Genomic DNA, 16,010 nt, shown 5'->3' on the forward strand with positions numbered 1-16,010 from the left:
CGCGGCAGCCTGCCCACCGCCCCGGCAGCCCCGGCCGCCGCGCCCGCGCCACCCCCGCCACCCCCGCCGCCCGACCCGCAGGCGGAGGCCGAGCGCGCCCTGCTGGGCACGCTGCGCGCCCGCCGCGTCGAGCTCGACCGCCGCGCCGAGGAACTGAACCAGCGCGAGTTGCTGATCCAGGCCTCTGAGCAGCGGGTGACCGCGCGGCTGGAGGAAATGCGCGCCCTGCAGACCCGGCTGGAAGGTGAACTCCGGGCGCGAGATGAGCGCGAGGAGGCAGGAATTCGTCAACTTGTTCGCGTCTATGAATCCATGCGGCCGCGTGATGCGGCCACCATCCTGGATGATCTGGAGATGCCGGTGCTGCTGCAGGTGATCGACCGCATGAGGGAAGCGAAGGCCGCCCCCGTTCTGGCCGCCATGCGCCCCGACCGCGCGCGCGCGGTCACCACCGAACTGTCACGGCTGCGAAGCCGCTCCCCCGACTGAGCACACCCACTGACGCTTTGGCCAAGAAGGACCTGCCGATGGACAAGAACACCAACATCCTGATCGTCGATGACTACAAGACGATGCTGCGGATCATCCGCAACCTGCTGAAGCAGCTGGACTTCAACAATGTGGACGAGGCGAGCGACGGCGCCGAGGCGCTGACCAAGCTGCGCGCCGGCAATTTCGGCCTGGTCATCAGCGACTGGAACATGGAGCCGATGACGGGGCTGGACCTGCTGAAGGAGGTCCGCGCCGATGCCCGGCTGAAGAACCTGCCCTTCATCATGGTCACCGCCGAGAGCAAGACCGAGAACGTGGTCGCGGCCAAGCAGGCGGGCGTGTCCAACTACATCGTGAAGCCCTTCAACGCCGAGACGCTGAAGGAAAAGATCGAGAAGGTGATGGTCCATGCCTGAGACCGCCGATGTGGTGGAGCAGGTGGTGCGCCAGGTGCTGACCAGCATCAACGGCGACCTGACCCCCACCGAGACCCTGCTGCTGGGTGAGCTGGAGGCGCTGTCCGGTGAGATCGCGCGGGCCAAGCGCGAGATTTCCGCGCTCTCGATCGGCGACATCAAGGACAGCCACATCCCCGTCGCGACCGACGAGCTGGATGCCGTGCTGGCCCACACCGCCGAGGCCACCAACGAGATCCTGGATTGCTGCGAGAAGCTGGAAAGCCTGGCGCCCTCGCTGCCCGAGGCGCCTTCGGGCATCGTGAACGACGCGGTGACGCGCATCTATGAGGCCTGCTCCTTCCAGGACATCACCGGCCAGCGCATCGCCAAGGTCGTGACGGCGCTGAAGGCGATCGAGGGGCGGTTGATGCGCGTGACCGACCGCTTCGGCCATGCGGCCCCGCCGCCCGCCGAGCCGGTGGCCATCACGCCCGAGACCGAGGGGCGCGCCCTGGCCAACGGCCCGCAGATGCCGGCCAACGCCTCCTCCCAGGCGGAAATCGACAGCCTGCTGGCGAGCTTCGACTGATGCGCATTCTGGTGCTGATGTGCTGCGCCTTGCTGGCCGCCTGGCCGGCGATGGCGGAGCGCATCCGCATCAGAACCGGCGAACACGCGGGCTATGGCCGCGTCGTGTTCGACTGGCCCAGCGCCCCGCCCTACACGCTGGAACAGCAGGGGCAGACCGTGACCCTGCGCTTCCGTGCGGAGGGCGAGCTGGGCCTGGAGGCGCTGCGCAGCCTGCCCCGCAACTTCCGCGCCGTGCGCGCCATCGAGGGCGGCATCGAGTTCGAGCTGGCCCCGGGCGCACGGGCGCGGCATTTCCGCAACGGCCCGAAAGTGGCGGTGGACGCCGTGGACGGGCCGGTGGAGGCGCAGCCCACCCCTGCGCCCACCCCTGCGCCCACCCCTGCGGCCCGCGCCCAGCCTGCCCCGCGCAGCGCGCCGCCCGCCGCCGCGCCTGCCCCCGTGGCCGCCGCCGCGCCTGCGCCGGTGGTGGTCCCGGCCTCCGCGCCCGAACCTTCCCCGGTACCCGTCGAGGCGCCGCCGCCCGCCGCACCTGTCGCCGCCCAGGCCGAACCCGCGCCCCCGCCTCCGGAGCGCCCGGCCGAGCCGCCGCGCGCCGCCGAAACCCAACCCGCGCCGCCGGCCGCCCCCGGCCCGGCCGCGCCGCGCCGGGACTGGCTGCTGCCCTATCCCGTCGAGACCGGCGCCGCCATGCTGCGCCGGGGCGACACCTGGCTCGCGGTGTTCGACGCGGCTTCCGAGACCATGCCGGAATCCCTGCTGCGCGCCGGCTGGCGCTACAGCGCGATCCCCGGCGGCTCGCTGCTCACCATCGAGGATGACCGCCCCTGGTATCTGCGCCGCAACGGCACGCGCTGGTCCCTGGTGCAGGGGCAGCCGGTGGTGGCCCAGGCGCCGATCCAGGCCATGGCCGATGGTGCCGGGCCGGGCCAGATGGTGCTGGCGGTGCGCGCGGCCAACCGCAGCCTGTCGGTGCAGGATCCCGTCTCCGGCCTGCCGCTGCTGCTGGGTACGGTGCGGCAGGATGGCGCGCAGCTGACCCAGCCGCGCCGCTTCGTCGACCTCGGCCTGCTGGAAACCCGGCTGGGCGTGGCCCTGCTGGCCTATTCCGATGCCGTTCTGCTGCGCCCGGGCCAGGACCGCTTCCTGGTGCAGGGCGACGGCAACTACCGGCTGGTGATGGGTGAGGGCGCCCTGGCCACCCGCAGCGCCGCCGTGCCGCCGCCCGGCATCTCGCGCAGCTTCGATTTTCCGCAGGGCCCGCTGCCGGACCTGTCGCAACGCCTGCGTGCGCAGCAGGCGGGGATTGCCCAGGCCGCCGCCCTGTCGCGCGGGGCGCCGCGCCTGGCCGCCGCCGAAACCCTGCTGGCCCTGGGCCAGCCGCAGGAGGCGCAGTCCCTGATCGCCCTGGCGCTGGAACAGGACCCCATCGTGGCCGCCCAGCCGCGCGCGGCCTGGCTGCTGGGCGCCGCCGCCCTGGCGGCCGGCCGCATCGAGGATGCCGAGAACCTCGGCGCCGACCCGATATCCGACGAGACCGCCATGTGGCGCGGCCTCTACCTGGCCCAGCGCGGAGAGCCCGCCGCCGCGGCCCCGCTGATCGCGCGCGGCGCGGCGCTGCTGCCTTCCTACCCCGACGCCCTGCGCCAGCGCCTGCTGCCGCGCGCGGTGGAGGCGCTGGCCGCCGGCGGCCAGCCCGCCATCGCCGATGACCTGCTGCGCCAGGCCGATGCCGCCATGCCGGGGCTGGAGCTCGGCCGCGCCATGCTGGCCGAGCAGCGCGGCGACCATGCCGCCGCGCTCGATGCCTATGACGCGCTGGCCCAGGGGCGGGATCGCCGCGTGCGCGCGGAGGCCCTGCGCCGAGCCGCGGAACTGCGCATCGCCAGCGGCGCCCTGCCGCCGCTGGAGGGCGCGCGCGCCCTGGAACGCACCCTGTTCGCCTGGCGTGAGGGCGATGAGGTCTCCACCCGCCGCCGCATCGCGGAGCTGCGCCGGCGCGGCGGGGACGGGCAGGGCGCCCTTGCCCTGCTGCGGGAGACGGAGGCGCTGTTCCCCGAAGCCCAGCCCACCTTGCAGCAGGACATGGACGAGGCCTTCCTGGCCACGCTGCGCCAGGAAAGCGCGGTGAACGCCGTGGCGCTGTACGACGCTTATCCCGAAATGCTGCCGCGCGGCGCGCGCGGCGAGGAAGCGTTGGCCCTGCTGGCCGAACGCATGGTGTCGCTGGATCTGAGCGACCGCGCCACCGAGATGCTGCGCCAGGCGCTGGACCGGCCCGGCACGGCGCCGCGCCGGGCGGGCATCGGTTCACGGCTGGCGGCGGTGCGGCTGGCGGAACGGGATGCGGGCGGCGCGCTCTCCGTGCTGTCCGAGACCGAGACGCCGGGCATGGCGCCCGAACTGCGCCAGGAACGCGCCCTGCTGCGGGCGCGCGCCGAGGTGCAGCGTGGTGCCGATCCGCGCGCCGCCTTCGGCCCGCTGGGCCCGGCCGGCCAGGAGGCCCTGGCCGAGGCGTTGAGCGACGCGCGTGATTTCGCCGGCGCCGCCGAGGCGCTGGGTCGCGTGCTGGAACGGGACCTGGCCGGCCTGGCCGCCCCTCTCTCCCCCGTGCTGGCGCGCAAGGTGATCCGCCACGCCGCCCTGCTGGCCCTGGCGGGCGATACGGCGGGGCTGGGCCGCGCGCGCGATGCCCATGCGCCGCTATTGGCGGGCGGCCCCGCGGAAGCCCCGTTCCGCGTGCTGACGACCGACCCGATCCGGGGCCTGATGGATCTGCCACGGCTTCAGAACGAACTGGAACTCTTCCGGGCTTTGCCCAGCAGGCTGGAGGGTTTGCGAACGGCGGAGGCCTCGACGCGATAAGTCACGCGTGAAACGGGGGTCTGGTCCGCAAAAGTTTTCGCCCCGTCTTGGTAATTTCACTTGCACCCCCGCCCCCCATGCCTCATATGCCGCGCCGCTGACCTCAATCGAACCGACGGCCACGGTGGCCGCACAGCCGAAGCAAGGTCATCTTCTGGTTGGAAAGGTGCCCACATGGACGCTCTCCCGCTGGGGATGGTCTCGGATCTGCCGAGCGAAACCCTCACCCCTGTCCACGAGTCCGAAGCGAAGGATTACTTCGTCGAGAAGAACGGCGTCCGCTATGCGGGCACGCATCTGATCATCGACCTCTGGGGCGCCACGAACCTGGACGATCCCGCCCATATCGACCGCGTGCTGCGTGATGCCGCGATCGCGACGGGCGCGACCATCCTGCATGGCCACTTCCACCACTTCTCCCCGAATGGTGGCGTGTCCGGCGTGCTGGTGCTGGCCGAAAGCCATGTGTCGATCCACAGCTGGCCGGAGCGCAACTACGCCGCCCTGGACATCTTCGTGTGCGGCGCCTGCGACCCGTACAAGACCATTCCGCACCTGAAGGACGGCTTCTCGCCGGAGCGCATCCAGCTCTCCGAGCACAAGCGCGGCCTGATGGGCTGAGGCTGATCGCCTCCTGAATTCCGGGGCCGGGCGGCGACGTCCGGCCCTTTTCGTATCTCCATGCCAGATGACGGATGAATGACATGGCCACTGATTCCTGGGTGAACGAAACCCTCTACGCCGAATGGGGCCAGCGCTTCCTGGTGAAGCGCGAGCTGGCCCGCGTCCAGTCCGACTTCCAGGACATCATGGTGTTCGAAAGCTACAGCCACGGCCGCGTCATGCTGCTGGACGGCGTGACCCAGATCACCGAGCGCGACGAGTTCGTGTACCAGGAAATGCTGACCCATGTGCCCCTGCTGGCCCATGGCAAGGCCGAGCGCGTGCTGATCATCGGCGCGGGTGACGGCGGCGTGCTGCGCCGCGTGCTGCAGCACAAGAACGTCAAGAAGGCCGTCATGGTCGAGATCGACGGCGAAGTGATCCGCCTGGCCAAGGAGTTCATGCCCGGCATCGCCGGCGACGCATGGAACGACCCGCGCGCCGAGGTGATCGTGGGCGACGGCATCGACTATGTCCGCAAGGCGGCCGATGGCTCCTTCGACGTCATCATCGTCGACAGCACGGACCCGATCGGCGTGGGTGAGGTGCTGTTCACCGAGGAGTTCTACGCGAATTCCGCCCGCATCCTGTCGGCCCAGGGGCTGATCGTGAACCAGTGCGGCGTGCCCTTCCAGCAGGCCGATGAGCTGCGCGAGACCAACATCCGCCGCGGCAAGTCCTTCGGCGACACCTGGGCCTATGTGGCGGCGGTGCCGACCTATGTGGGCGGCTTCATGACGCTGGGCTGGGCCGCGAAGGACAAGGCGCTGCGTTCGGTCGATGTGGAAACCATCCGCGCCCGCGCCGAGGCGAACGGCATCGCGGGGCTGACCCGCTACTGGACGCCGGAGATCCATGTCGGCGCCTTCAACCTGCCGCCCTACATCTCCGAGAACCTGTAAGCATCTCGGCGCGATCGCCGTCGGCCGCATGGCCGGCGGCGAATTACCGCAGCGCGGCCAGTTCGCGCTGCACCGTCTCTTCCTCCGCCAGCACGCCGACCATCGCTTCGGTCAGCTCCGGCAGGGGCGACGCCCCGCTCTGCCGCATCAGCGCCCTGGCCATCTTCTCCAGCGTGCAGGCGCCGGTATTGGCGGCCATGCCGGCAATGGCATGGGCCTCCATCTGGATCGCCTGTCGGTCCCCGGCGGCCATCGCCGCGGACAGGTTGTGCCGCCGCTCGGTCAGATCCTGCCGCAACAGGTCCACAAAGCGCGGGAAGTCATGCGCGGGCATGATGCCGCGCAGCCACGTGACCCGGTTCTGGTCGAGGGATGGCATGTTCTGGCCGCTCCTTGTCCCGCCACGCTATGAACCAACGTTGCGGCAAGGAAATCACGTGAAATAATGAGAAGGGCGCCCCAGGGCATTCAGCAGCGGCTGGGTGTCGATGGGCTTGGACAGATAGTCGTCCATGCCGGCGCCGAAGCATTGTTTCTCATGTGCGGGGCCGATTGCAGCCGTAAGACCGATGATTCGAGTGGACCTGTTGGGCCCCTGTCCATTGCGGATTGCGCGGGTGGCGGCCAGCCCGTCCATCACGGGCATTTGAACATCCATCAGGATGGCGTCGAACGGCTCCGCCTCCGCCATGCGGACGGCGATCTCGCCATTGTCGGCGGTCGCGACATCGATTCCCTCGGTCTCCAGCATGCGGCTCAGGACGAACTGGTTCACCTGGTTGTCGTCCACAACCAGCACGCGCATGGCGGCCGGCGCCTGGGGTTGCGGCTCGACCGGGGGTTCCGGGCGGCTCATCGCCACCAGCCTGCGGCCGAAGGCATAGCTCAATGCCTCCCGGATGCGTTCGGGCATGGCGGGCTTGATCAGGATGGCGTCGCACAGCCCGTGCGGCAGCTGCTCCGTGCCGATGGCGCTGGAGGCCAGCAGCACCAGCCGCAGCGCATGGCCCCATGTCGCGCGGATCCGGGTGGCGATCTCGCTGCCGCGCTGGCCGCCGCTCAACAGCCCGTCCACGATCACGATGCCGAAGGGTTCCTCCCGGCCATCGGCCTCCCGCAGGGCGGCCACCGCCTCGGCCTCGTTCTCCACCGCCGTCGCCTTCAGCCCCATGCCGCGCAGCTGGGCCACCAGCACCTCGCGGTTCACCGGCTGGTCCTCGATGACCAGCACGCGCGCGCCGCGCCAGGCCTCGGGCTCCATCGGCTCGGAGGAATCCGGCAGGGCGCCGGCCCGGATGGTGCAGCGGAAGGTGCTGCCGCCGCCCGGGTTGGGCTCCGCGCTGACGGTGCCGCCCATGCCTTCCGCCAGGCGGCGCGAAATGGCCAGGCCTAGCCCGGTGCCGCCGAAGCGGCGGCTGGTCGAGGCATCGGCCTGGGTGAAACGCTCGAACAGCTGCTCCACCCCCTCGGCCGGCAGGCCGATGCCGGTGTCGGAGACGGTGAAGGTCAGCAGCCAGCTGCCCTCTCCTTCCGCGGCGGCGGCGATCCCCACGCGCACGCAGCCTTGCTCGGTGAACTTGATGGCATTGCCGACCAGGTTGAGCAGGATCTGCCGCAGGCGCCCGGCATCGCCCAGCACCTGGCGCGGCAGGCCGGGGGCGGTCGTGCCCACCAGCTCCAGATCCTTGGAGGCAGCCTGGCCGGCCAGCAGCTCGATCACGCTGGTCACCTGCTGCTCGGGCGAGAAGGGCATGCGCTCCAGCAGCACCTCGCCCGCCTCCAGCTTGGAGAAGTCGAGGATGTCGTTCAGCAGGTGCATCAGGTGGTCGGCGGAGCTGCGGATGGTGCTGGCATAGCGCCGCTGCAGCTGTGTCAGCGGCGTTTCCATCAGCAGCCCGGACAGGCCGATCACCCCATTCATGGGGGTGCGGATCTCATGGCTCATCAGCGCCAGGAAATCCTCCTTCGCGCGGGAGGCGCCGAGGGCGCGGGCCTCGCTCAACGCCAGCTGCCGCCCTTGGCGCAGCAGCATGAGGAAGGCGATCAGCGCGATGCCCAGCACCGTGAAGCCCGCCACGATCAGCAGCTGGTCCTGGCCGCGCACCGGCTCCAGCACCACGGAGCGCGGCTGCGCCACCTCCACCACGATGCCGCCGAGACGGGTGACGGCCAGGCTCGCCACCACGCGCCGGCCTTCGCTGTCGGTGCCGTTGAAGGACCCGTTCTCGCGCTGCGGCAGGAAATGGGTGAACAGCCAGTTGCCCGGGCGGATCTGGCCGACGCCGGTGGATTGCCCGTCCGAGCGCGCGATCAGCGTGCCGTCGAAGCGATAGAGCCGGACATCGACGTGAAAGGCATTGGCCATGCGCGCCGCGACGCTGGTCATGTAGTCGGGGTTGAGCAGCGCCACCGCGGCCCAGGCGCCGCCCTCGGCGTCGCTCGGCAGCGGGATGAGCATGGGAATGCTCCAGTGCCGCCAGGGGCCGGAGGGCGGCGGCCCTTCCAGCAGCCGCCCGGGCTGGGGCGGCAGGATGGCGGGCGTGCCGTTGCCGGCGCGCATGTCGCGCCCGGCCTCGCCGCGCAAGGCGCCGATGTCGAAACGCCTCCCGCGCAGGCGGGGCACATTGGCGGCCAGGATCAGGCCGGTGTCATCCACCAGCATGAAGGCGCGCAGCTGCGCCATTTCACGCGTCATGGCCGAGATTTCCTCGGCCAGCTCCACCTCGCCGGAGGGGCGGCGCTGCGGTTCGGCCACCAGGGCCAGCAGGCTGGTCGCCTCGATCGCGCGGGAGATCTGGTCGGAGATGCCGCCGGCCAGCGCCTGGGTCAGCCGGGCGGCATCCGCCAGTGCGCTCGACTCGCGGCGGGCGTCCTGGGTAACGTAGGTGATGCCGAGCACCGCGGCGACCAGCGCGATGGCCGCCGATGCGACCACCGCGGCGCGGGTTTCCGTAGGCTTTGCCGCCACGCGGGCCGGTTTGGGAGGGTTGGCCATGATGACAAGGCATTTGTATCAGAGGTTGCCGCCGCGAGTCATGGCGCTACTCGCCATGGTTGCGGGCATTGTGATGACGGCCCCGGCCCCAGGCCAGGCCCAGGCCCAGGCCCAGACGCCTGGCCCGGAGGGCCGCCTGGCCCGCATCGCCGCGCGCTCCGAACTGCAGGTGTGCATCTGGCCCGAGTATTTCGCCATCAGCTTCCGCAACCCCCGTAACGGAGAGCTGGAAGGCATCGACATCGACATGGCGCGCGCGCTGGCAGCCCGGCTGCGGGTGGAACTGCGCTTCGTGGACACGAATTTCGCCAGCTTCATGGGCCTGCTGGAAGGCGGGCAGTGCGACATCGCCATGTTCGGCGTGGGCATCACGGAGGCACGGGCCGCCCGTATCGCCTTCTCAGAGCCTTATCTGTCCAGCCGCGTCTACGGGGTGACGACGCGCGACAACACGCAGATCCGCGAATGGGCCGACATCGACCGGCCGGGCACCGTCGTGGCGGTGGCCGCCGGCACGGTGATGGAACCGCTGATGCGCAGCACGCTTCGCCAGGCGGAGGTTCTGGTGGTGCGCCCGCCGGCGACGCGTGAGGCAGAGGTGCGGGCCGGGCGGGCGGACGTGTTCATGTCCGACTACCCCTACACCCGCCGCATGCTGCTGATGCACGACTGGGCGCGCATCCTGGAGCCGCCGGGCCCCTTCGGCGAGACGCGCTATGCCTATGCCGTGGCGCAGGGCGATCCGGCCTGGCTGGCGGAGGTGAATGCCTTCATCGCGGCCGCGCGCGCCGACGGCACCTTGCGCCGCGCGGCCGAACGCAACGGGCTGCTGCCGATCGTGCTGCCCTAGCCCGGTGAAAACCCCTGAACGAGGCTGCCCGACAGCAGCCGCCACCCGTCCACCAGCACGAAGAAGATCAGCTTGAAGGGCAGCGAGACGGTGGTGGGCGGCACCATCATCATGCCCAGCGACATCAGCAGCGACGCCACCACCATGTCGATCACCAGGAAGGGCAGGAAGATGACGAAGCCGATCTCGAAGGCGCGCTTCAGCTCCCCCACCAGAAAGGCCGGCATCAGCACGCGATAGGGTGATTCGGCGGCAGCACTTCCCGGCAGCTGCGCCAGGTTGAAGAACAGGTTCAGGTCGCTCTCGCGCACCTGGGCGGCCATGAAGCGGCGGAAGGGCTCGGCGGCGGCGGCCATGCCCTCCAGCGGCGGCAGCCGGCCCTCATTCATCGGCACCACCCCGGCCAGCCAGGCGGCCTCGAACACCGGCTGCATGACGAAGAAGGTCAGGAACAGCGCGAGGCCGATCAGCACCGGGTTGGGCGGCACGCCCTGCGCGCCGAGCGCGCTGCGCAGCAGGGACAGCACGATCACGATGCGGGTGAAGGCGGTGGCCATGACCAGCAGCGACGGCGCCAGGGAGATCAGCCCGACCGCGGCCGCCAGCTGCATCAGCCGTGCGGCGGTGCCCGGCTGGTCCCCGCCCAGGTCGAGGTTCAGCGACTGCGCCAGGGCGGGGTCTGCCAGCAGCAGCGCGGGCAGGATGATGAGCCACCTCATGGCTGCTTCTCCGGCTGGGGCAGCCAGCCCAGCAGGGTGTCGCCGCCCGGCGCCGTCAGCACCACGCATTCCCGCCCGTCGATGCGCAGCATCAGCAGGCGGCGGCGCGCATCCAGCGCCAGGGTGGATTCCACCGCCATGCGCCCATGCCCGGCTTGGCGCTGCGCGAGGCCGGTGCGCCGCGCCAGCCGCGCCAGCAGCCCGGCCAGCCCCAGCACCAGGGCCAGCGCGCCCAGCGCCTGCGCCCAATCCAGCAGCCCGTTCATCGCCGGCGGGCCGGCAGCAGCTCCGACGGGTCGGGCAGGGTGGCGGCCAGGGCCTGCACGTCGCGCATCAGCGCGATCATCGCGGATTTCACGGCCTGCCCCCCGCCGGGCGGCAGTGTGGCCACCGAGCGGCAGATCTCGGCCGCCTGGCGGTCCAGCCCCGCCAGGTCGATGGTGCGACCGGCCTCCACCAATGCGCGGGCCATGGTCAGGGTGCCCCGCATCGCCTCGATTTCACCGAGGGCGGAAAGGGCGGGCATGCGGGACATATTGTCCGATGTCGGTCTGGGCATGGGCATAATCTGCCGGGTGGTTCTTGCCAGCGGGTAAACGCCGGCCGGTAAACGGAACCCGCTTCACGCTTCGTTAGGATGTTGCCGCCAGGGTGCGGCCCATGGACATCACCGGCAATGGCCCCATCGCACTCGCCGAACGCCGCCTGAACTGGGCGGAGGGACGGCAGCGCGTGCTGGCGCAGAACATCGCGAATGCGGATACGCCCGGCTATCGCGCCCAGGATGTGCGGCCCTTCGCCCAGGTACTGGCCAATACCCGCAACCCGCCGCTGAGCGTGACGCAGCCGGGGCATGTCGCCTCGGTGGGCGGCGTGCTGCGGCCGCGCGCGGACCGCAACACCCAGGAACGCACGCCCGACGGCAACACCGTCTCGCTCGACGAACAGGCGCTGCGCATGGCCGACACCAATGGCGACCATGAGCTGGCGATGAACCTGCACCGCAAATACCTGACGCTGTTCCGCACGGCGCTGGGCCGCACCTCCTGATTTCCGGAAAGGCTTGCTCATGGACCTCGACCGCGCCATCGCCATTTCCGCCGCCGGCATGGCGGCGCAATCCACCCGGCTGCGGGTGGTGGCGGAGAACATGGCCAACCGCGACAGCACGGCCCAGGCCCCCGGCCAGGACCCGTATCGCCGCAAGACAGTGACCTTCGCGAACCGCCTGAACCGGGAACTGGGCACCCCCACCGTGCAGGTCAGCCGCATCGACCGCGCGCAGGGCGAATTCCCCACCCGCTTCGACCCCAGCCACCCGGCGGCGGACGCCAACGGCTATGTCCGCGTGCCCAATGTGGATTCGCTGGTCGAGACGATGGACATGCGTGAGGCCCAGCGCAGCTACAACGCCAACCTGGCGGTGCTGGAAACCACCAACGCCATGTTGAGCCGCGCGGTCGAGGCGCTGCGCTGATGGCGGGCGCGCTCGCGGCGCTGCCGCTGGCCTCGGCCGGGGCGGCTGCGGCCTATCGCATCGGGCAGGGGCTGGCCGGCGCGGCGAGCGAGGCGGCCTCCGGCGCGCAGAGCGGCTTCGCCGCCATGTTGAGCCGGGCGGCCGGCGGCATGATCGAGGCCCAGAACCAGGCCGACGCCGCCTCCAGCAACGCCTTGCAGGGGCGCGGCAGCGTCACGGATGTGGTGGTGGCGGTGTCGCGCGCCGAACTCGCGCTGCAGACCGCGACCACGCTGCGGGATCGCGTGGTCTCCGCGTACCAGGATGTCATGCGGATGCCGATCTGAACGCGGCTGACGCCGCACTCATTCCTTTGCCCTCAGCTGCCGGGCGCGCGCATCCGCGTGACTGGCTTCGCCGGACTGCCGGCGGCGGCCGCTCGGCCGCTTGGGATTCAGTCCGCAGGAGGCGGGCGCATGATGGAAGAACCCGCGGCGCTGGCGCTGCGTGAAGCACTCTGGACGGCTGTTCAGATCGGCGGCCCGCCCCTGGGGGCGATGCTGGCCGTCGGCGTTGTCATCTCCCTTCTCCAGGCCCTGACGCAGATCCAGGAAGCCACCGTCGCCTTCCTGCCGAAAGTCGCCGTGATGGGCGGGGTCCTGATGATCCTCGGCCCCGGCATGGTGCGGCACATGCAGGGCTGGACCCAGCACCTGTTCGACCAGATCGTGGCGCTCGGCGGCCTGCCGTGACCGAGGCGGATACCGCCCTGCTGAACAGCCTGCCGGGGCTGACCTTGCAGGCAGCCCTGTTGTTCTGCCGGTTGAGCGCCGCCGTGATGCTGCTGCCCGGGCTGGGTGAGCAGGAGGCATCGGCCACCATCCGCCTTTCCATCGGCCTGCTGCTGACCTTCGCGCTGCTGCCCGTGCTGGGCCCCAACCTGCCGGCCGAGGTCTCGACCGTGCCCGACCTGATGCGGCTGGTGGCGTTGGAGATCGTGGCCGGGCTGTGGTTCGGCACGCTGGCGCGGCTGATCCATTTGGCCTTCGCCGAGGCGGGGCAGGTGATGGGCAGCATGATCGGACTTTCCACGCCCTTGCAGGGCGACATGCTGCTGGGCGCGCAATCCACGGCGCTGGGCCGGGCGCTGGGGCTGGCGGGCACCGTGCTCATCATGGCGACGGGGCTCTATGCGCTGCCGCTGGCGGCGCTGGCGAACAGCTATCAGGCGTTGCCGGCGGGGCTTGCCCTGCCCGGGGGCGCCATGGCCGAAAGCATCGCCGCCATGGCGATGCGCAGCCTCGAACTCTCCCTGCAACTGGCAGCGCCCTTCATCGTGGCGGGCACGCTGTTCCAGGTGGGCATCGGGCTGGTTTCGCGGCTGACGCCGCATGTGCAGGTCTCGGTGATCATGGCGCCGGCGCAGATCCTGGGCGGCATCGCGCTGCTGGCGCTGCTGCTGCCGCCCATCCTGGGCCTGTGGCGAGAGGCGGTGGAGGCCGTCTTCTCGGCCCTGCCGGGGGCGCCCTGACCGATGGCCGAACAAGGTGAGTCCGACGACGATCCGCCGGAAGACGAAGACAAGACGGAAGAGCCTTCCCAACGACGGCTCGACCAGGCGCGGGAACAGGGCAACCTGCCGATCTCCCGCGAGGCCGTTTCCTTCGCCACCCTGCTGCTGACCACCGGCGCCTGCCTGATGATGCTGCCCAATGCGGCGCGGGAGGCGATGACGGCGATGCGCGGCCTGCTGTCGCGCAGCCATGAATGGACGGCCGAGGCCGCCGCGCGCGCCATGCTGGGAGAGTTCCTGTCCATTGCTGCGCCCATCATCGGCGCCGCGCTGGTGGGGGCCGTGGTGGCGACCATGGCGCAGTCGCGCGGCGCCATCGTGGAAAGCGCGCTGGAGCCCAAGCCCGGCCGGCTGAACCCCATGGCGGCGCTGGGCCGCATGTTCGGCAAGGAAGGGCTGCTGGAATTCGGCAAGACGCTGCTGAAGCTGCTGGTGGTGGGCGGTGCCGTCGCCTGGGCCGCCTGGGACCTGTCGCGGCTGGGCGCCACCCTGCATCACAACGGCCAGGGCACGCTGGAGGCGATCGGGCGCGGCGCCCGCAGCCTGGCCTTCACCACCCTGGCGGCCTTCGCCCTGCTGGCCGGCGGCGACGTGCTGCTGACGCGGATGCGCTGGAAGAAGAACCTGCGCATGACGCGTGAGGAAGCGAAGAAGGAAGCGAAGGAGACCGAGGGCAACCCCGAGATCAAGGGCCGCCAGCGCCAAATCCAGATGGCCGCCGCCCGCCGCCGCATGATCGCGGCGGTGCGGGAGGCCACGGTGGTCATCACCAACCCGACCCACTATGCGGTGGCGCTGTCCTATGATCCGATGAAGTCGGCCGCGCCGAAGCTGGTGGCCAAGGGTGCCGACCTGATGGCCGCCCGTATCCGAGAGGTCGCCGAGGAAGCCCGCGTGCCCATCATCCAGAACCCGCCCGTCGCCCGCGCGCTGTACAAGCTGCCGGAGGACATGGAGATCCCGGCCGATCACTGGGGTGCGGTGGCCGAGATCATCGCCTTCGTGTTCCGCCGCAAGGGCGGGGCGCCGCTCGGCTGATGCTGCGCGCGGCACCGAGACGCGAGGGCGCGCTGGCGCTGCTGGCCGCGCTGCCCGAGGCAGCGGTGCTGCTGGAGGCCGATGGCGGCGTGCTGGGCATCAACGATGCCATGCGTGGCCTGCTGGGGCCCGCCCTGCCGGCCGGGCGCGGGGCGGACCCGGCGATATGGTTCCAGCAGGGCTGGCCGGCGCGAGAGGGCGAAAGCGAGGTCACGCTGGCGACCGGGGCGCGGCTTCGGGCCTTGCTGGCGCCGCTGGGCACGGAGGGGCTGCGGCTGCTGCGCCTGTCGGCGACGGGCCCCGCCGCGGACAGGCTGGAGCTGCTGGGCCGCATGGCCGGCGGCATCGCGCATGATTTCAACAATGTGCTGGGCATCGTCACGGCTGCCAGCGCGGCCGCCCGGCTGGCCGAGGACAGCGTGGCCCGGCTGGCCGAGCTGCGCGCCATCGAGGAAGCCGCCGAGCGGGGCACGGCGCTGGTGCGGCAGCTGCTCGCCTTCTCCCGCCAGCAGGTGATGGCGCCGCGCGTGCTGGACCTGAATGAGCGCGTGGGCCTGATGGCGCGGCTGCTGGAAAGGCTGCTGGGCGCGGGCATCCGGCTGGAGCTGGAGCTGGACGACCCGCCGCGCCGGGTGCGCGCGGATCCCTCGCAACTGGACCAGGTGCTGCTGAACCTGGCGGTGAACGCGCGCGACGCCATGGAAGGGCGCGGGCGGCTGCGGATCGGGACGGGCTCCCGCCTCGTGCTGGGCGAGGGGGCGGGGCGTATCCCGCCCGGCCGCTACGCCACCATCACCGTGCAGGACAGCGGGCCGGGCATTCCGCCCGATGTGCTGGCCCGCATCTTCGAACCCTTCTTCACCACCCGGATCGAGAATGGCGGGACCGGGCTCGGGCTTGCCACGGTGCAGGGCATCGTCGCGCAGTCGGGGGGGCATATCCTGGCCGAAAGCCCGCCGGGGCAGGGTGCGCGCTTCACCATCCTGCTGCCCCGGCATGAGGGCGAGGTGGAAAGCACCCCCATCGCGCCCGAGCCTGTGCCGGCGGCACCCGCCCATATCCTGCTGGTGGACGATGAGCCCGTGCTGCTGCGCCTCGGCGCCCAGGCCCTGGAACGCGCGGGCCATCGCGTGACCACCGCCGAGGACGGGCAGGATGCGCTGGAGCAATTGCAGGAGGGGCTGGCCCCCGACCTGCTGGTGAGCGATGTCGCCATGCCGGGGCTTGATGGGGTGGGGCTGGCCGATGCCGCCCTGGCGCTGCACCCGGGCCTGCCGGTGCTGCTGCTGTCGGGCTATGCGGCTTCCACCCTCTCGGTGGACCTGCGGGAGAAGGGCTGGGGATTCCTGGCCAAGCCCTGGACGGCTGATTCTCTCTGCGCCGGGGTCGCGAAGGCCCTGGACAAGCGCGGCTGATTAGAACATATAAGGAACACTTAAGCTTTGCCGCGAAACCGCGCTTCCCCGGCGCG

General features: G+C 71.0%; 19 protein-coding genes. 14 read left to right on the plus strand and 5 right to left on the minus strand.

All coding sequences use genetic code 11. From position 1 onward, the window contains the following. The 6 genes from EOD42_RS25205 to speE form a co-directional block, all read left to right on the plus strand. On the plus strand, positions 1 to 489 hold a 489-nt coding region (locus EOD42_RS25205; RefSeq protein ID WP_408902184.1), incomplete at its 5' end, for a MotE family protein. A gap of 38 nt (positions 490 to 527) precedes the next feature. After that, positions 528 to 908 (plus strand): chemotaxis response regulator CheY, encoded by a 381-nt coding sequence (locus EOD42_RS25210; RefSeq protein WP_408902185.1) that lies wholly within the window; start codon positions 528 to 530, stop codon positions 906 to 908. Beyond that, a complete protein-coding gene (locus EOD42_RS25215) occupies positions 901 to 1,479 on the plus strand; it encodes a protein phosphatase CheZ (RefSeq protein ID WP_127790376.1) in 579 nt (192 codons plus the stop codon). Before EOD42_RS25210 ends, EOD42_RS25215 begins: the two co-directional genes overlap by 8 nt. Beyond that, positions 1,479 to 4,343 (plus strand): hypothetical protein, encoded by a 2,865-nt coding sequence (locus tag EOD42_RS25220; RefSeq protein WP_127790377.1) that lies wholly within the window; start codon positions 1,479 to 1,481, stop codon positions 4,341 to 4,343. The genes EOD42_RS25215 and EOD42_RS25220 overlap by 1 nt, the downstream gene beginning before the upstream one ends. Positions 4,344 to 4,517: 174 nt before the next feature. Beyond that, positions 4,518 to 4,964, plus strand: a complete 447-nt coding sequence (gene speD / locus EOD42_RS25225; protein ID WP_127790378.1) for an adenosylmethionine decarboxylase — start codon at positions 4,518 to 4,520, stop codon at positions 4,962 to 4,964. 83 nt (positions 4,965 to 5,047) lie between these two features. Continuing rightward, a complete protein-coding gene (gene speE / locus EOD42_RS25230) occupies positions 5,048 to 5,908 on the plus strand; it encodes a polyamine aminopropyltransferase (protein ID WP_127790379.1) in 861 nt (286 codons plus the stop codon). Between the two features lie 43 nt (positions 5,909 to 5,951). On the opposite strand, the gene EOD42_RS25235 is transcribed toward speE, so the two are convergent. Both EOD42_RS25235 and EOD42_RS25240 read right to left on the minus strand, forming a co-directional pair. After that, a complete protein-coding gene (locus EOD42_RS25235) occupies positions 5,952 to 6,287 on the minus strand; it encodes an Hpt domain-containing protein (protein ID WP_127790380.1) in 336 nt (111 codons plus the stop codon). 54 nt (positions 6,288 to 6,341) lie between these two features. Then, on the minus strand, positions 6,342 to 8,903 hold the full coding sequence (locus tag EOD42_RS25240; protein WP_127790381.1) for a hybrid sensor histidine kinase/response regulator: 2,562 nt from the start codon (positions 8,901 to 8,903) through the stop codon (positions 6,342 to 6,344). 73 nt (positions 8,904 to 8,976) lie between these two features. Here EOD42_RS25240 and EOD42_RS25245 point away from each other — a divergent pair, with 73 nt between their 5' ends. After that, positions 8,977 to 9,753 carry an ABC transporter substrate-binding protein gene (locus EOD42_RS25245; protein WP_206020466.1) on the plus strand — a complete coding sequence of 259 codons (777 nt, stop codon included), beginning with the start codon at positions 8,977 to 8,979 and terminating at the stop codon, positions 9,751 to 9,753. Here EOD42_RS25245 and fliP read toward each other — a convergent pair. Genes fliP through EOD42_RS25260 form a run of 3 tightly spaced genes read right to left on the minus strand, consistent with a single transcriptional unit; the run spans position 9,750 to position 10,998 of the window. Then, entirely contained in the window at positions 9,750 to 10,472 is a 723-nt protein-coding gene (gene fliP / locus EOD42_RS25250) for a flagellar type III secretion system pore protein FliP (RefSeq protein WP_127790383.1), read from the minus strand. The genes EOD42_RS25245 and fliP overlap by 4 nt on opposite strands. Beyond that, entirely contained in the window at positions 10,469 to 10,738 is a 270-nt protein-coding gene (locus EOD42_RS25255) for a flagellar biosynthetic protein FliO (protein ID WP_127790384.1), read from the minus strand. Before EOD42_RS25255 ends, fliP begins: the two co-directional genes overlap by 4 nt. Further along, complete coding sequence (locus EOD42_RS25260) at positions 10,735 to 10,998, minus strand: hypothetical protein (protein WP_127790385.1); 264 nt, start codon at positions 10,996 to 10,998, stop codon at positions 10,735 to 10,737. The genes EOD42_RS25255 and EOD42_RS25260 overlap by 4 nt, the downstream gene beginning before the upstream one ends. 134 nt (positions 10,999 to 11,132) lie before the next feature. On the opposite strand from EOD42_RS25260, the gene EOD42_RS25265 reads away from it, so the two are divergent. The 7 genes from EOD42_RS25265 to EOD42_RS25295 all read left to right on the plus strand — a co-directional run bounded on the left by EOD42_RS25265 (position 11,133) and on the right by EOD42_RS25295 (position 15,954). After that, complete coding sequence (locus EOD42_RS25265) at positions 11,133 to 11,522, plus strand: flagellar basal body rod protein FlgB (protein ID WP_127790386.1); 390 nt, start codon at positions 11,133 to 11,135, stop codon at positions 11,520 to 11,522. Between the two features lie 19 nt (positions 11,523 to 11,541). After that, positions 11,542 to 11,949, plus strand: coding sequence for a flagellar basal body rod protein FlgC (flgC, locus tag EOD42_RS25270; protein ID WP_127790387.1), 408 nt, complete (start codon positions 11,542 to 11,544; stop codon positions 11,947 to 11,949). Next, positions 11,949 to 12,275: a flagellar hook-basal body complex protein FliE gene (locus EOD42_RS25275; protein ID WP_127790388.1), complete on the plus strand. Its 327-nt coding sequence runs from the start codon at positions 11,949 to 11,951 to the stop codon at positions 12,273 to 12,275. The genes flgC and EOD42_RS25275 overlap by 1 nt, the downstream gene beginning before the upstream one ends. Positions 12,276 to 12,404: 129 nt before the next feature. Beyond that, the gene (locus EOD42_RS25280; RefSeq protein ID WP_127790389.1) at positions 12,405 to 12,680 is read left to right on the plus strand and encodes a flagellar biosynthetic protein FliQ; all 276 of its coding nucleotides are present in this window, start codon (positions 12,405 to 12,407) and stop codon (positions 12,678 to 12,680) included. Continuing rightward, positions 12,677 to 13,459, plus strand: a complete 783-nt coding sequence (locus tag EOD42_RS25285) for a flagellar biosynthetic protein FliR (RefSeq protein ID WP_240655295.1) — start codon at positions 12,677 to 12,679, stop codon at positions 13,457 to 13,459. Before EOD42_RS25280 ends, EOD42_RS25285 begins: the two co-directional genes overlap by 4 nt. Positions 13,460 to 13,462: 3 nt before the next feature. Continuing rightward, positions 13,463 to 14,539 (plus strand): EscU/YscU/HrcU family type III secretion system export apparatus switch protein, encoded by a 1,077-nt coding sequence (locus EOD42_RS25290; protein ID WP_127790390.1) that lies wholly within the window; start codon positions 13,463 to 13,465, stop codon positions 14,537 to 14,539. After that, the gene (locus EOD42_RS25295) at positions 14,539 to 15,954 is read left to right on the plus strand and encodes an ATP-binding protein (RefSeq protein ID WP_127790391.1); all 1,416 of its coding nucleotides are present in this window, start codon (positions 14,539 to 14,541) and stop codon (positions 15,952 to 15,954) included. Before EOD42_RS25290 ends, EOD42_RS25295 begins: the two co-directional genes overlap by 1 nt. The last annotated feature ends 56 nt before the right edge of the window (positions 15,955 to 16,010 follow it).

This window comes from Rhodovarius crocodyli, assembly GCF_004005855.1.
Taxonomy (GTDB): Bacteria; Pseudomonadota; Alphaproteobacteria; order Acetobacterales; family Acetobacteraceae; genus Rhodovarius; species Rhodovarius crocodyli.

Coding starts and splice junctions, on each gene's coding strand:
- EOD42_RS25210 (WP_408902185.1), top strand. CDS start 528: ATGGACAAGAACACCAACATCCTGATCGTCGATGACTACAAGACGATG.
- EOD42_RS25215 (WP_127790376.1), top strand. CDS start 901: ATGCCTGAGACCGCCGATGTGGTGGAGCAGGTGGTGCGCCAGGTGCTG.
- EOD42_RS25220 (WP_127790377.1), top strand. CDS start 1,479: ATGCGCATTCTGGTGCTGATGTGCTGCGCCTTGCTGGCCGCCTGGCCG.
- speD (WP_127790378.1), top strand. CDS start 4,518: ATGGACGCTCTCCCGCTGGGGATGGTCTCGGATCTGCCGAGCGAAACC.
- speE (WP_127790379.1), top strand. CDS start 5,048: ATGGCCACTGATTCCTGGGTGAACGAAACCCTCTACGCCGAATGGGGC.
- EOD42_RS25235 (WP_127790380.1), bottom strand. CDS start 6,287: ATGCCATCCCTCGACCAGAACCGGGTCACGTGGCTGCGCGGCATCATG.
- EOD42_RS25240 (WP_127790381.1), bottom strand. CDS start 8,903: ATGGCCAACCCTCCCAAACCGGCCCGCGTGGCGGCAAAGCCTACGGAA.
- EOD42_RS25245 (WP_206020466.1), top strand. CDS start 8,977: ATGACGGCCCCGGCCCCAGGCCAGGCCCAGGCCCAGGCCCAGACGCCT.
- fliP (WP_127790383.1), bottom strand. CDS start 10,472: ATGAGGTGGCTCATCATCCTGCCCGCGCTGCTGCTGGCAGACCCCGCC.
- EOD42_RS25255 (WP_127790384.1), bottom strand. CDS start 10,738: ATGAACGGGCTGCTGGATTGGGCGCAGGCGCTGGGCGCGCTGGCCCTG.
- EOD42_RS25260 (WP_127790385.1), bottom strand. CDS start 10,998: ATGCCCGCCCTTTCCGCCCTCGGTGAAATCGAGGCGATGCGGGGCACC.
- EOD42_RS25265 (WP_127790386.1), top strand. CDS start 11,133: ATGGACATCACCGGCAATGGCCCCATCGCACTCGCCGAACGCCGCCTG.
- flgC (WP_127790387.1), top strand. CDS start 11,542: ATGGACCTCGACCGCGCCATCGCCATTTCCGCCGCCGGCATGGCGGCG.
- EOD42_RS25275 (WP_127790388.1), top strand. CDS start 11,949: ATGGCGGGCGCGCTCGCGGCGCTGCCGCTGGCCTCGGCCGGGGCGGCT.
- EOD42_RS25280 (WP_127790389.1), top strand. CDS start 12,405: ATGATGGAAGAACCCGCGGCGCTGGCGCTGCGTGAAGCACTCTGGACG.
- EOD42_RS25290 (WP_127790390.1), top strand. CDS start 13,463: ATGGCCGAACAAGGTGAGTCCGACGACGATCCGCCGGAAGACGAAGAC.
- EOD42_RS25295 (WP_127790391.1), top strand. CDS start 14,539: ATGCTGCGCGCGGCACCGAGACGCGAGGGCGCGCTGGCGCTGCTGGCC.